This is a genomic window from Streptomyces sp. NPDC089424, assembly GCF_044749345.1.
In the GTDB taxonomy this organism is placed as follows: Bacteria; Actinomycetota; Actinomycetes; order Streptomycetales; family Streptomycetaceae; genus Streptomyces.
The window spans coordinates 358334-370908 of sequence record NZ_JBIVHU010000006.1 but is presented as its reverse complement, the minus strand read 5'-3'; the positions used below and the strand labels follow the sequence as shown (position 1 = coordinate 370908).

Genomic DNA, 12575 nt, shown 5'->3' with positions numbered 1-12575 from the left:
CCCCGCCCGCCGTGGTGCTTGCGGGTGCAGGCCCGGGGGACCCCCTGGGTTCGCGGGTGGGTGCGTGGGGGCGCTCGTGCGCCTCCCTCGTGCGGTGGGCGCCGGGTTGCTCCGCGGCTGGGCGACGGGGCGTTGTCGGTGGCGTGGTGCAGACTGGCCGGGTCCGCACCACGTCAGGGAGCGCATTGTGATCGGGTCCGACGGAGAGGGGCCGCTGCCCGCCGCCAGGGCGATGCCGACCATGCGGGAGGGTCGGTACTGCCACGCCCATGTCGATCCCCTGGCCGCCCTGCGCGGCCCGGGCGAGCCACCCTGGGACGTGTACCTCACCGGCACCGTCTTCCTCGACATCATCTTCACCGGGCTCGACTCCGCCCCGGTGCGCGGGACGGAGTCCTGGGCACGCGGGATGGGATCGAGCCCCGGCGGCGTCGCCAACATGGCCACCGCGCTCTCCCGCCTCGGCCTGAGGACGTCCCTCGCGGCGGCCTTCGGCGACGACCACTACGGCGACTACTGCTGGGACGCCCTGGAGCAGGGCGAGGGCATCGACCTCGCCCCGTCGCGCACGGTGCCCGGCTGGCACTCGTCGGTCACCGTCTCCATGGCCTACGAGGGCGAGCGCACCATGGTCTCCCACGGCCACGAGCCGCCCCCCGAGGAGCCGGCCCCCGACTGCCCGCCCCGCGCGCGTGCCGCCGTCGCCTCGCTCACCCCGGGCGAGCGCGCCCCCTGGATCGCGCAGGCCGCGCGCAACGGCACCCGCGTCTTCGCCGACGTCGGCTGGGACGACACCGGCGTCTGGGACCTGGCCGGCCTCGCCGACCTCGAACACTGCGAGGCGTTCCTGCCCAACGCCGAGGAGGCGATGCGCTACACCGGCACCACCTGCCCCCGCGCCGCCGCGCACGCCCTCACCGAACACGTGCCGCTCGCCGTGGTCACCCTCGGCGCCGACGGCGCGTACGCCGTGGACCGCCGCACCGGCGAGAGCGCCGCCGTCCCGGCGATCGCCGTGGAGGCCCTGGATCCCACCGGCGCGGGGGACGTCTTCGTCGCCGGCTTCGTCACCGGCACCCTGGCCGGCTGGCCCCTCGCCGACCGGGTCGCCTTCGCCGGCCTCACGGCCGCGCTGTCAGTCCAGGAGTTCGGCGGCTCCCTCTCGGCCCCCGGCTGGTCCGAGATCGCGGCGTGGTGGCGCAGGGTGCAGTCCTACGAGGACCAGGACCCGGCGGCCCTGCGCCGGTACTCCTTCCTGGAGGACCTGATCCCCGCCACCGCCCGGCCCTGGCCCCTGCGCCGCGCGGTCCCCACGATCGGCTTCGGCCGCTCCGCCTGACCCGGCCTCCCGCGGCCCCGTGTGTTCGCACGGTGTAGCGAAAAGCCCTACGGCGATGTCAGTCCCGCGGCGTACCCTGGAACTCGCCAGGCCGCCCTTGTGGCAGGCGAGTCGTATCGAGGAGGACGAGCAGGCCTTAAGCGCCGGCCCATGACTCAGACACCCACAGCTCACACCCCCGCGCAGGGGCAGGCGAGAGCACAGTTCACCGTCCCCGCCCAGCACCCCATGGTCACCGTCCTGGGGTCCGGCGACTCCCTGTTGCGCGTGATCGAGAAGGCCTTCCCGGCGGCCGACATCCACGTCCGGGGCAATGAGATCAGCGCGCTCGGGCCCGCGGCGGAAGTCGCCCTCATCCAGCGCCTGTTCGACGAGATGATGCTGGTGCTCCGCACCGGGCAGCCGATGACGGAGGACGCAGTGGAACGCTCGATCGCCATGCTCCGCGCGACGGAGAACGGTGAGGGCGCGGAAGAGACGCCGGCGCAGGTGCTCACCCAGAACATCCTGTCCTCGCGCGGCCGCACGATCCGCCCCAAGACCCTCAACCAGAAGCGGTACGTCGACGCGATCGACAAGCACACGATCGTCTTCGGCATCGGCCCCGCCGGCACCGGCAAGACCTACCTCGCCATGGCCAAGGCGGTGCAGGCCCTGCAGTCCAAGCAGGTCAACCGCATCATCCTGACCCGCCCGGCGGTCGAGGCCGGAGAGCGCCTCGGCTTCCTCCCCGGCACGCTCTACGAGAAGATCGACCCCTATCTGCGCCCGCTCTACGACGCGCTGCACGACATGATCGACCCGGACTCCATCCCCCGTCTGATGGCCGCCGGGACGATCGAGGTCGCGCCGCTCGCCTACATGCGCGGCCGCACGCTCAACGACGCCTTCATCATCCTGGACGAGGCCCAGAACACGAGCCCCGAGCAGATGAAGATGTTCCTCACCCGTCTCGGCTTCGAGTCGAAGATCGTGATCACGGGTGACGTGACCCAGGTCGACCTGCCCGGCGGCACCAAGTCCGGTCTGCGCCAGGTGCAGGAGATCCTGGAGGGCGTCGAGGACGTCCACTTCTCCCGGCTGTCGTCCCACGATGTCGTCCGGCACAAGCTGGTGGGCCGTATCGTCGACGCGTACGAGAAGTTCGACAGCCTGAACGGCACGGAGAACGGCACGCACCAGGGCCGTGGCAGGACCGGCGCCAAGGGCACCAAGGGGAAGTAGACCAGCACGACCATGTCGATCGACGTCAACAACGAGTCCGGAACCGAGGTCGACGAGCAGGCGATCCTCGACATCGCCCGCTACGCGCTCGCACGGATGCGCATCCACCCGCTCTCCGAGCTCTCGGTGATCGTCGTGGACGCCGACGCCATGGAGCAGCTGCACATCCAGTGGATGGACCTGCCCGGTCCGACCGACGTCATGTCCTTCCCCATGGACGAGCTGCGCCCGCCGGCGAAGGACGACGACGAGCCGCCGAACGGTCTGCTCGGCGACATCGTGCTGTGCCCGGAGGTCGCCGCCAAGCAGGGGGCCGAGGCCCCGACGCAGCACTCCATGGACGAGGAGCTCCAGCTGCTCACCGTCCACGGGGTGCTGCACCTGCTCGGGTACGACCACGAGGAGCCCGACGAGAAGGCCGAGATGTTCGGCCTGCAGGCGGCCATCGTGGACGGCTGGCGTGCGGAGAAGGGCCTCACCGGCCCCTCCCCGGCGCCCACCGTGTCATGAGCCTCCCGCTGGTCACCGGCGCCGTCGCACTGGTCGTCGTCGCCTGGCTCGCCGCCTGCGCGGAGGCGGGCCTCGCCCGCGTCTCCAGCTTCCGTGCCGAGGAGGCGGTCCGCTCCGGCCGGCGCGGGGGCGCGAAGCTCGCCCAGGTCGCCGCCGACCCCACCCGCTATCTCAACGTGGCGCTGCTGGTCCGCGTCGCCTGCGAGATGGCCGCCGCGGCGCTTGTCACCTACGCCTGCCTGAACGAGTTCAGCAGCACCACCGAGGCGCTCCTGATCGCCATCGCGGTCATGGTCCTCGTCAGTTACGTCGCGGTCGGTGTCTCCCCGCGCACCATCGGCCGCCAGCACCCGCTGAACACGGCGACCGCGGCGGCCTACGTCCTGGTCCCGCTGGCCCGGATCATGGGCCCGATCCCGTCCCTGCTGATCCTCATCGGCAACGCCCTCACCCCCGGCAAGGGCTTCCGGCGCGGACCGTTCGCCTCGGAGGCGGAGCTGCGCGCCCTGGTCGACCTCGCCGAGGCGGAGTCCCTGATCGAGGACGACGAGCGCCGCATGGTGCACTCGGTCTTCGAGCTCGGCGACACCCTCGTACGCGAAGTGATGGTCCCGCGCACCGACCTCGTCGTCATCGAGCGCTACAAGACCATCCGCCAGGCCCTGACCCTCGCCCTCAGGTCCGGTTTCTCGCGCATCCCGGTGACCGGGGAGAGCGAGGACGACATCGTCGGCATCGTGTATCTGAAGGACCTGGTCCGCAAGACGCACATCAGCCGGGAGGCCGAGACCGAGCTGGTGTCGACGGCCATGCGGCCCGCCGTCTTCGTGCCGGACACCAAGAACGCCGGTGACCTGCTGCGCGAGATGCAGAAGGAGCGCAACCACGTCGCCGTCGTCATCGACGAGTACGGCGGCACGGCCGGGATCGTCACCATCGAGGACATCCTGGAGGAGATCGTCGGCGAGATCACCGACGAGTACGACCGCGAGCTGCCGCCCGTGGAGCCGCTCGGCGAGGACCGCCACCGCGTCACCGCCCGCCTCGACATCGGCGACCTCGGCGAGCTGTACGGGCTGGAGGCGTACGACGACGAGGACGTGGAGACGGTCGGGGGGCTGCTGGCGAAGGCGCTGGGCCGGGTCCCGATCGCCGGGGCCACGTCCGTGGTCGAACTGCCGGACGGCCGGCTGCTGCGGCTCACCGCCGAGGCCGCCGCCGGCCGCCGGAACAAGATCGTGACCGTGCTCGTGGAGCCGGTGGCCGCAGCGGATCCACCGCAGGAGGCGAAGCCGGAGTGACGCCCCAGGAGCTGCGCGCCCTGTGCCTGACGTTCGACGCCGCCGTCGAGGAGTTCCCGTTCGGACCGGAGGCCTCGGTGTTCAAGGTGGCGGGCAGGATGTTCGCGCTGAGCTCCCTGGACGCCCGCCCGCTGACGGTGAACCTCAAGTGCGACCCCGAGGACGCGGTGCGCCTGCGCGCCGACCATCCCGGTCTGATCGCTCCCGGCTGGCACATGAACAAGCGGCACTGGAACACCGTCACGGTGGACGGCTCGCTGCCCCGCCGGCTGGTCCGGGAGCTGGTCGAGGACTCCTACGACCTGGTGGTGGCGGGCCTGCCGCGGGCCGAGCGGCTGCGCCTGGACCGCCCCTGAACCCGGCCGCCGGCCTCCGTATGCTCGGGACATGACCGAGAGCAACGCGCTGGATCCCGAGGACCGCAAGATCGTCACCCTGGCCCGCTCGGCCCGGGCCCGCAACGGCGTCCCGGAGGGTGCCGCCGTACGGGACGAGACGGGGCGTACGTATGTCGCCGGGACCGTCGACCTGGATTCGCTGAGCCTCAGCGCCCTGCGGACCGCCGTGGCCATGGCGGTGGCGTCGGGCGCCAGGTCGCTGGAGGCGGCGGCGGTCGTCACGGAGGCCGCGTCCGCGTCCGCGGAGGACCTGGCGGCCGTGCGGGACCTGGGCGGCCCGGGGACGCCGGTGCTCGTCGCCGGACTCGACGGGACCGTACGGCTGACCGTGCCCGCGAGCTGAGGGGGCCCAGGGCCTCTCGTCGAAGGCCGGAATCACGCCTTGCCGCCGTGCGCCTCCGGCGTATCAATGGAATCGTAAGTTCCGACGGACCGTCAGATCCTGTCCCGCTCGCGTGTCCGCACCCCGCGGTGCGGGTGGTCCGCCGGTGCACCTCCCGCCCATCCCCCCACATGGCATTCCCCACCCGGGAAGGGAGCCCCCATGAGAGGCAAGCGCATTGCGTCCGGTGCGGCACTGACGATCGGCGCCGTCGCGGTGACCGGAGTCCTCCTCGCACCCACGGCCCTGGCCGTCACGCCGGAGTCGGCGACCCTCACCGCCGACTGCGGCAGCTTCGGCGGCGGCGAGGGCACCCTCACCGCCACCCAGGACGGCACCGCGGCCACCATGACCCTCACGTCCACCGCGATCACCGCGCCCCTCGGTCTCGGGGCGGACTCGATCGCTTCCACGCTCACCCTGGTCAAGGGCGGCGGCGGCACCACCGCCTTCACCGGCACGAAGAACCCGGCCATGGCGGCCGGCGACCCCGTCACCGTGGGCCCGCTCAGCGGCACCGTCGCCTCCGGCGACAGCCTGGAGGCCTTCGGCGGCTCGCTGCGGATGACGGTCTTCGGCATCACCATCACCTGCACGGCGACGGGACCGCAGTCGCCGGGACCGTTCGTGTTCGACTGATCCACGCGCTGTCGTGACCCCGGCCCGGCCGCTGCCGGGGTCACGCTGTGCGCCACGGCTCCGGCGATCAGGGAGAATGGGCGCCATGAGCGTTCGTACCCCGTCATCCGAGCAGCCGGCCGAGACTGTCCACAGGGCCGGCTTCGCCTGCTTCGTGGGCCGCCCCAACGCGGGCAAGTCCACCCTCACGAACGCACTGGTCGGGCAGAAGGTCGCGATCACCGCGAACCAGCCGCAGACCACGCGGCACACGGTGCGGGGCATCGTGCACCGGCCCGACGCCCAGCTGATCCTGGTGGACACCCCCGGGCTGCACAAGCCGCGCACCCTGCTCGGCGAGCGGCTCAACGACGTGGTGCGCACGACCTGGGCCGAGGTCGACGTGATCGGCTTCTGCCTGCCGGCGAACGAGAAGATCGGCCCCGGCGACCGGTTCATCGCCAAGGAGCTCGCGGGGATCAAGAAGTCGCCGAAGGTCGCGATCGTCACGAAGACCGACCTGGTCGACAGCAAGACCCTGGCCGAGCAGCTGATCGCGATCGACCAGCTCGGCAAGGAGCTGGGCATGGAGTGGGCCGAGATCGTGCCGGTCTCGGCGGTCGGGGACAAGCAGGTGAAACTGCTGGCGGACCTCCTCGTCCCGCTGCTCCCCGAGGGCCCGGCCCTCTACCCCGAGGGCGACCTCACCGACGAGCCCGAGCAGGTCATGATCGCGGAACTTATCCGCGAGGCCGCGCTGGAGGGCGTGCGCGACGAGCTGCCGCACTCCATCGCCGTCGTCGTCGAGGAGATGCTCCCGCGCGAGGACCGCCCGGCGGACAAGCCGCTCCTCGACATCCACGCCAACGTCTACATCGAGCGTCCCAGCCAGAAGGGCATCATCATCGGCCCCAAGGGCAAGCGCCTGAAGGAGGTCGGCATCAAGTCCCGCCGCCAGATCGAGGCGCTGCTCGGCACCCCCGTCTTCCTTGACCTGCACGTGAAGGTGGCCAAGGACTGGCAGCGCGACCCGAAGCAGCTGCGCAAGCTGGGCTTCTGAGCCGTCGGCCGCGGGGCGTGCTTCAGCGCCGGGCGCGGAGCAGCTCCCGGTACCAGTGGTACGAGGCCTTCGGTGTCCGCTCCAGCGTCGCGAAGTCCACGTGCACCAGCCCGAACCGGCGCGCGTACCCCTCGGCCCACTCGAAGTTGTCCAGCAGCGACCACACGAAGTACCCGCGTACGTCGACCCCCGCGGCGAGCGCCGCGTGCAGGGCGCGCACATGGCCGTCCAGATAGGCGATCCGCGCCTGGTCGTCGAGCCCTTCGTAGGAGCAGCCGTTCTCGGTGAGGACCACCGGCGGCAGCCTGTCGCCGTAGCGGTCCCGGAAGCCGGTGAGCAGCTCGGTCAGCCCCTCCGGCACCACCGGCCAGCCGAAGTCCGTCACCGGCACGCCCTCGATCTCCCGCACCGAGAAGGGCAGTTCGGCCGGCAGCCGGACCCCGCCGAACTCGATCTCCGCGCCCTCCGGCGCCCCCACCCTGGTCGGCGCGTAGTAGTTGATCCCGTACCAGTCGACCGGCTCGGCGATCACCTTCAGGTCGCAGGCCACGTCCCCCGGCATCAACTCGCCGAGCCCCGCCGGGTATTCGCCCAGCAGGAGCGGGTCGGCGAACAGCCGGTTCAGCAGGACGTCGTAGAAGTCCGCCGCCTCGACGTCCGCGCGCTCCGCCGACGCGGGCCAGGTCGGTCCGTGCGAGTTGGCGATCCCGATGTCGGCGGCGCCGGCCGCGCGCAGTGCCTGTACGGCCAGTCCGTGCGCCAGCAGCTGGTGGTGGGCCACCGGCAGCGCGTCGAACAGCAGCCGTCCGCCCGGTGCGTGGACGCCGAGCGCGTGGCCCAGCAGGGTGTGCTCGGCGGGCTCGTTGAGCGTGATCCACTTCGTGACCCGGTCGCCGAGCCGCTCCGCGACCACCCCCACGTACTGCGCGAACCGGGCCGCCGTGTCCCGCTCCAGCCAGTCGAGCCCCACCGGCAGGTCCCAGTGGAAGAGCGTCGGGACCGGCCGCACGCCCGCCCCGCACAGCTCGTCCACCAGCCGGTCGTAGAAGTCGAGGCCCCCGGCTGCGCGCACCCGGGGCCAGGAGATCGAGAAGCGGTACGCGTCCACCCCGAGGTCCGCCAGGAGCGCCACGTCCTCGCGGTAGCGGTGGTAGTGGTCGCAGGCCACCGTGGCGGTGGACCCGTCCTTCACCCGCCCCGGCCCGGCCGTGAAGGCGTCCCACACGGACGGTTCACGCAGCTCGGTCGCGCCCTCGATCTGGTGCGCGGACGTCGAGACGCCCCACAGGAATCCGGCCGGGAACGGGGGTACGGGGTTCGTCGCCATGCGCGGATCATCGGCACCGGCGGCGATCCAAGTCAACGGCCCGGCCCGAAGCCGGAGTTACGCGCCCTCCTTCAGGACCCGGGAGATCAGCCTGCGCTGTTCCTCGGTCAGCCGGGGGTCCGCGCAGTACACCGTCCTGCCGTCCACCGTGATCCGGTAGCTGAAGCCGTCCGGCACCCCGGTGGGCGGTGTGTTCCCGCCCGCCGTGAGCGCCCGCTCGGCGAGGGCGTGCCACTCGTGCGCGTCGGGCCGCCCCGAGGTGTCCACCTCGGCCCGCCGCTCGATGCCCGCGAACCCGCCCGTGCGCCGCACCTGAATACGCATGGGTCCCTGTCTAGTACGAACCTGCCCGGCGGGAAACGGCGGGGCCTACAGCGTCCGCACCCCGACCTGCTCCCAGGCCTTGGCCACCGCTCGCAGTTCCTCGCTGCCGTCGCCGAACCGCGCCCTGGCGGCGGAGGCGGTCAGCGTGGCGAACTCGGCGAACATCGCGTCCTCCTTCAGCTCTCCGCCGGTCAGCACGTCGTACCAGATCTGCCCCGCCCGCTCCCAGGCGTGCCCGCCGAGGGCGGTGGCGGCCAGGTAGAAGGCGTGGTTGGGGATGCCCGAGTTGATGTGGACGCCGCCGTTGTCGCGGCCGGTGCGGACGTAGTCGTCCATCGTCGCCGGCTGCGGGTCCTTGCCGAGGACGTCGTCGTCGTACGCCGTGCCCGGGGCCTTCATCGAGCGCAGGGCCACTCCGGACACGCGCGGGGCGAGCAGCCCCGCGCCGATCAGCCAGTCGGCCTCGGCGGCGGTCTGGCCGAGCGTGTACTGCTTGATCAGCGCGCCGAAGACGTCGGAGACGGACTCGTTGAGGGCGCCGGGCTGGCCGAAGTAGGTCAGGTTCGCCGTGTACTGGGTCACGCCGTGGACGAGCTCGTGGCCGATGACGTCGATCGGGAGGGTGAAGTCGAGGAAGATCTCGCCGTCCCCGTCGCCGAAGACCATCTGCTCGCCGTTCCAGAAGGCGTTGTTGTACTGCTCGTCGTAGTGCACGGTCGCGTCGAGCGGCAGTCCGGCGCCGTCGATCGAGTCGCGGCCGTAGGCCGCCAGGAACAGCTCGAAGGTGGCGCCGAGGCCCGCGTAGGCGCGGTTGACCGTGGCGTCCCGGCCGGGCTCGTCGCCCTCGGCGCGGACCTTCAGGCCGGGCAGGTCCGTGCGGTGCCGGGCGTCGTAGACCGTGCGGTGCGGGGTGCCTTCGGCGGCCCCGGCGGGCTGGGCGACCGCGGGGGCGCCGATGACCGTGGTGAGGCGGCGGTGGGTGCGCTCGTAGGCGTCGCGCTGGAGGGTCTGGCGGGCCGGGCCGGACAGCGCCGGGTCCTCGGAGCGGGCGAGCTGGTCGAGGACGTGCGGCGGGACGATGGTGCAGAAGGTCGCGGTCATGCCCGCACCATTGCACCGAGTCAGCGGCCTGTCACCATCCGCAACCTCGATTGGTGAAATATGGGGATGTGGCGGCCGAGGCCGGTCGCGCTGTGTTATTCCGTGCGGCGGTGTGGGGGTTCTCGCGCGGTTCCCCGCCCCCGTTTCGGGCACGCGGTCCCGCATACTGATACAGGACCGCGCGATCCGGAAGGGCTCGGCTAGCATGCTGCGCATCATGCGTTTCGGGCTGCTTCTTCTTAGCTGCCGCGGCGAGGGCCTGTAGTCGAGGCCGACCCCCTCCCCGCGGAGCTTGGCGTTGCGTCGTCGGCCGTCCTTCCGGACACCGGATTCCCACCGGATTTCTCGAGGAGCCCACGCCACATGGCAAACCGCCAGCAGCCCAGTTCCCTGCCGATCCACAAGTACGGCCGGTACGACCAGGTCGACATCCCGGACCGCACCTGGCCGCAGAACCGGATCACCACAGCCCCGCGCTGGCTCTCCACCGACCTGCGCGACGGCAACCAGGCCCTGATCGACCCCATGTCGCCGGCGCGCAAGCGCGCGATGTTCGACCTGCTGGTCAGGATGGGCTACAAGGAGATCGAGGTCGGCTTCCCCGCCTCCGGCCAGACGGACTTCGACTTCGTGCGGTCGATCATCGAGGACGAGGACGCGATCCCGGACGACGTCACGATCTCGGTACTGACCCAGGCCCGTGAGGACCTGATCGAGCGGACCGTGGAGTCCCTCAAGGGCGCCAGGCGCGCCACCGTCCACCTGTACAACGCCACGGCGCCGGTCTTCCGCCGGGTGGTCTTCCGCGGTTCCAAGGAAGAGATCAAGCAGATCGCCGTCGACGGCACCCGGCTGGTGATGGAGTACGCGGAGAAGCTGCTCGACCCGGAGACCGAGTTCGGCTACCAGTACAGCCCGGAGATCTTCACCGACACCGAGCTGGACTTCGCGCTGGAGGTCTGCGAGGCGGTGATGGACGTCTGGCAGCCCGGCCCGGGCCGCGAGATCATCCTCAACCTGCCGGCGACCGTCGAGCGCTCCACGCCCTCCACGCACGCCGACCGCTTCGAGTGGATGGGCCGTCACCTGTCCCGCCGTGAGCACGTCTGTCTGTCCATCCACCCGCACAACGACCGCGGTACGGCCGTGGCGGCGGCCGAGCTGGCGCTGATGGCCGGCGCCGACCGGGTCGAGGGCTGTCTGTTCGGGCAGGGCGAGCGCACCGGCAACGTCGACCTGGTCACCCTGGGCATGAACCTGTTCTCGCAGGGCGTCGACCCGCAGATCGACTTCTCCGACATCGACGAGATCCGTCGTACGTGGGAGTACTGCAACCAGATGGAGGTCCACCCGCGCCACCCGTACGTGGGCGACCTGGTCTACACGTCCTTCTCCGGCTCCCACCAGGACGCCATCAAGAAGGGCTTCGACGCCATGGAGGCCGACGCGAAGGCCAAGGGCGTCACCGTCGACGACATCGAGTGGGCGGTGCCGTACCTGCCGATCGACCCCAAGGACGTCGGCCGCTCCTACGAGGCGGTCATCCGCGTGAACTCGCAGTCCGGCAAGGGCGGCGTCGCGTACGTGCTGAAGAACGAGCACAAGATGGACCTGCCGCGCCGGATGCAGATCGAGTTCTCGAAGATCATCCAGGCGAAGACGGACGCCGACGGCGGCGAGGTCACCCCGAAGGACATCTGGGCCATCTTCGAGGACGAGTACCTGCCGAACCCGGACAACCCGTGGGGCCGGATCCAGGTCAGGACCGGCCAGTCGACCACCGACACGGACGGCGTGGACAAGCTCACCGTCGAGGCCACCGTGGACGGCGCGGACACGGTCCTGTCGGGTACCGGCAACGGCCCGATCTCGGCGTTCTTCGACGCCCTGCAGTCGATCGGCATCGACGTCCGGCTGCTGGACTACCAGGAGCACACGATGAGCGAGGGCGCCTCCGCGCAGGCCGCCTCGTACATCGAATGCGCGATCGAGGACAAGATCCTCTGGGGGATCGGCATCGATGCGAACACGACACGTGCGTCGCTGAAGGCGGTCGTCTCGGCCGTCAACCGGGCGGCTCGCTGACCCCTCTGACCGGGCGTTTCGGGTCCCGTCCGCCGATTTCGTGGCGGGCGGGACCCCGTCGTTTACCAGCCAGGTCACGGAGAGGTCTCGTCCGGGGTGCTGACTCCACCTCACGGATGTGGCTAACATCACGCCAGCGCGGCGATGTTGCCGTGGGGTTACGGAGGTGCGACGTGCTGCCAGTCCGGGGACGAAACGGCCGTGCCGCCAGGCGTGCGCGCGTACTGGGCACCCGCACCGCGTGGACGGCCGTCGGGGACGGCGAGTTCTTCTGCCCCGGCTGCGGGGGCGACCGCAACTACCAGCGGCTGACCGGCCGTCGGCGCTTCACACTGCTCGGCCTGCCCGTGCTGCCCCGCGGGGACACCGGGCCCGTCGTCGAGTGCGCGGCCTGCCGCCGGCACTTCGGCACCGACGTCCTCGACCACCCCACCACGACGCGCTTCTCCGCGATGCTCCGCGACGCCGTGCACACCGTCGCCCTCGCGGTGCTGGCCGCGGGCGGCACGCGCACCCGCCCGTCGCTCACCGCGGCCGCCGGGACGGTCCGCGCGGCCGGGTTCGAGGACTGCACCGAGGAGCAGCTGAACGCGCTCGTGGAGGCGCTGGCCGCGGACACCGGCCGGGTCGCCGGCGCGCCCTGCGGTCCGGGCCTGGCCATAGAGCTGCACGAGGCGCTCGACCCGCTCGCCCCGCATCTCGCCCCGGCGGGACGGGAGTCGATCCTCCTCCAGGGGGCCCGCATCGCCCTTGCCGACGGCCCCTACACGGCCGCCGAACGCGAGGTCCTCGCCACCGTCGGCGCGGCCCTCACGATCACCTCGGACGAGGTGACCCGCCTCCTGGCGACGGCCCGCACGCCCTCCTGACACCCGCGCCGCTCATCGTGGCGTGCGCGAGCGGGGC

13 protein-coding genes are annotated in these 12575 nt (G+C 71.5%); 10 read left to right on the top strand and 3 right to left on the bottom strand.

The genetic code is table 11. The features are described 5' to 3' along the window. Nucleotides 1-232: 232 nt before the first annotated feature. The 8 genes from ACIP2X_RS26555 to era all read left to right on the top strand — a co-directional run bounded on the left by ACIP2X_RS26555 (nt 233) and on the right by era (nt 6832). The gene (locus ACIP2X_RS26555; RefSeq protein WP_401677253.1) at nt 233-1339 is read left to right on the top strand and encodes a carbohydrate kinase family protein; all 1107 of its coding nucleotides are present in this window, start codon (nt 233-235) and stop codon (nt 1337-1339) included. Nucleotides 1340-1489: 150 nt separating this feature from the next. Next, complete coding sequence (locus ACIP2X_RS26550) at nt 1490-2563, top strand: PhoH family protein (RefSeq protein WP_401677067.1); 1074 nt, start codon at nt 1490-1492, stop codon at nt 2561-2563. A gap of 12 nt (nt 2564-2575) precedes the next feature. Further along, complete coding sequence (gene ybeY, locus ACIP2X_RS26545; protein ID WP_401677065.1) at nt 2576-3073, top strand: rRNA maturation RNase YbeY; 498 nt, start codon at nt 2576-2578, stop codon at nt 3071-3073. Then, the gene (locus ACIP2X_RS26540; RefSeq protein WP_401677063.1) at nt 3070-4374 is read left to right on the top strand and encodes a hemolysin family protein; all 1305 of its coding nucleotides are present in this window, start codon (nt 3070-3072) and stop codon (nt 4372-4374) included. The genes ybeY and ACIP2X_RS26540 overlap by 4 nt, the downstream gene beginning before the upstream one ends. Then, nucleotides 4371-4730 (top strand): MmcQ/YjbR family DNA-binding protein, encoded by a 360-nt coding sequence (locus ACIP2X_RS26535; protein WP_401677061.1) that lies wholly within the window; start codon nt 4371-4373, stop codon nt 4728-4730. The genes ACIP2X_RS26540 and ACIP2X_RS26535 overlap by 4 nt, the downstream gene beginning before the upstream one ends. 31 nt (nt 4731-4761) lie before the next feature. Then, nucleotides 4762-5115 carry a cytidine deaminase gene (locus tag ACIP2X_RS26530; protein ID WP_401677060.1) on the top strand — a complete coding sequence of 118 codons (354 nt, stop codon included), beginning with the start codon at nt 4762-4764 and terminating at the stop codon, nt 5113-5115. 201 nt (nt 5116-5316) lie between these two features. Next, entirely contained in the window at nt 5317-5793 is a 477-nt protein-coding gene (locus ACIP2X_RS26525) for a hypothetical protein (RefSeq protein WP_401677058.1), read from the top strand. Nucleotides 5794-5878: 85 nt separating this feature from the next. Next, a complete protein-coding gene (era, locus tag ACIP2X_RS26520; RefSeq protein WP_401677056.1) occupies nt 5879-6832 on the top strand; it encodes a GTPase Era in 954 nt (317 codons plus the stop codon). 22 nt (nt 6833-6854) lie between these two features. Here the strand turns inward: era and ACIP2X_RS26515 are convergent, their stop codons facing one another. Genes ACIP2X_RS26515 through ACIP2X_RS26505 form a run of 3 tightly spaced genes read right to left on the bottom strand, consistent with a single transcriptional unit; the run spans nt 6855 to nt 9584 of the window. After that, nucleotides 6855-8159 carry a GH1 family beta-glucosidase gene (locus ACIP2X_RS26515; protein WP_401677054.1) on the bottom strand — a complete coding sequence of 435 codons (1305 nt, stop codon included), beginning with the start codon at nt 8157-8159 and terminating at the stop codon, nt 6855-6857. Nucleotides 8160-8216: 57 nt separating this feature from the next. Continuing rightward, a complete protein-coding gene (locus ACIP2X_RS26510) occupies nt 8217-8483 on the bottom strand; it encodes a protealysin inhibitor emfourin (RefSeq protein ID WP_401677052.1) in 267 nt (88 codons plus the stop codon). Nucleotides 8484-8528: 45 nt separating this feature from the next. Beyond that, on the bottom strand, nt 8529-9584 hold the full coding sequence (locus ACIP2X_RS26505; protein WP_401677050.1) for a M4 family metallopeptidase: 1056 nt from the start codon (nt 9582-9584) through the stop codon (nt 8529-8531). Between the two features lie 363 nt (nt 9585-9947). Between ACIP2X_RS26505 and leuA the strand changes: the two genes are divergently transcribed. Then, nucleotides 9948-11669, top strand: a complete 1722-nt coding sequence (leuA, locus tag ACIP2X_RS26500) for a 2-isopropylmalate synthase (protein WP_401677049.1) — start codon at nt 9948-9950, stop codon at nt 11667-11669. A gap of 173 nt (nt 11670-11842) precedes the next feature. Then, nucleotides 11843-12538 carry a TerB family tellurite resistance protein gene (locus ACIP2X_RS26495; protein ID WP_401677047.1) on the top strand — a complete coding sequence of 232 codons (696 nt, stop codon included), beginning with the start codon at nt 11843-11845 and terminating at the stop codon, nt 12536-12538. Nucleotides 12539-12575 lie beyond the last annotated feature (37 nt).

Bases quoted from the DNA above. Each gene is read 5' to 3' on its own strand.
- ACIP2X_RS26515 (WP_401677054.1), bottom strand. From the start codon at position 8,159: ATGGCGACGAACCCCGTACCCCCGTTCCCGGCCGGATTCCTGTGGGGC.
- ACIP2X_RS26530 (WP_401677060.1), top strand. From the start codon at position 4,762: ATGACCGAGAGCAACGCGCTGGATCCCGAGGACCGCAAGATCGTCACC.
- ACIP2X_RS26505 (WP_401677050.1), bottom strand. From the start codon at position 9,584: ATGACCGCGACCTTCTGCACCATCGTCCCGCCGCACGTCCTCGACCAG.
- leuA (WP_401677049.1), top strand. From the start codon at position 9,948: ATGGCAAACCGCCAGCAGCCCAGTTCCCTGCCGATCCACAAGTACGGC.
- ACIP2X_RS26550 (WP_401677067.1), top strand. From the start codon at position 1,490: ATGACTCAGACACCCACAGCTCACACCCCCGCGCAGGGGCAGGCGAGA.
- ybeY (WP_401677065.1), top strand. From the start codon at position 2,576: ATGTCGATCGACGTCAACAACGAGTCCGGAACCGAGGTCGACGAGCAG.
- ACIP2X_RS26555 (WP_401677253.1), top strand. From the start codon at position 233: ATGCCGACCATGCGGGAGGGTCGGTACTGCCACGCCCATGTCGATCCC.
- ACIP2X_RS26540 (WP_401677063.1), top strand. From the start codon at position 3,070: ATGAGCCTCCCGCTGGTCACCGGCGCCGTCGCACTGGTCGTCGTCGCC.
- era (WP_401677056.1), top strand. From the start codon at position 5,879: ATGAGCGTTCGTACCCCGTCATCCGAGCAGCCGGCCGAGACTGTCCAC.
- ACIP2X_RS26510 (WP_401677052.1), bottom strand. From the start codon at position 8,483: ATGCGTATTCAGGTGCGGCGCACGGGCGGGTTCGCGGGCATCGAGCGG.
- ACIP2X_RS26525 (WP_401677058.1), top strand. From the start codon at position 5,317: ATGAGAGGCAAGCGCATTGCGTCCGGTGCGGCACTGACGATCGGCGCC.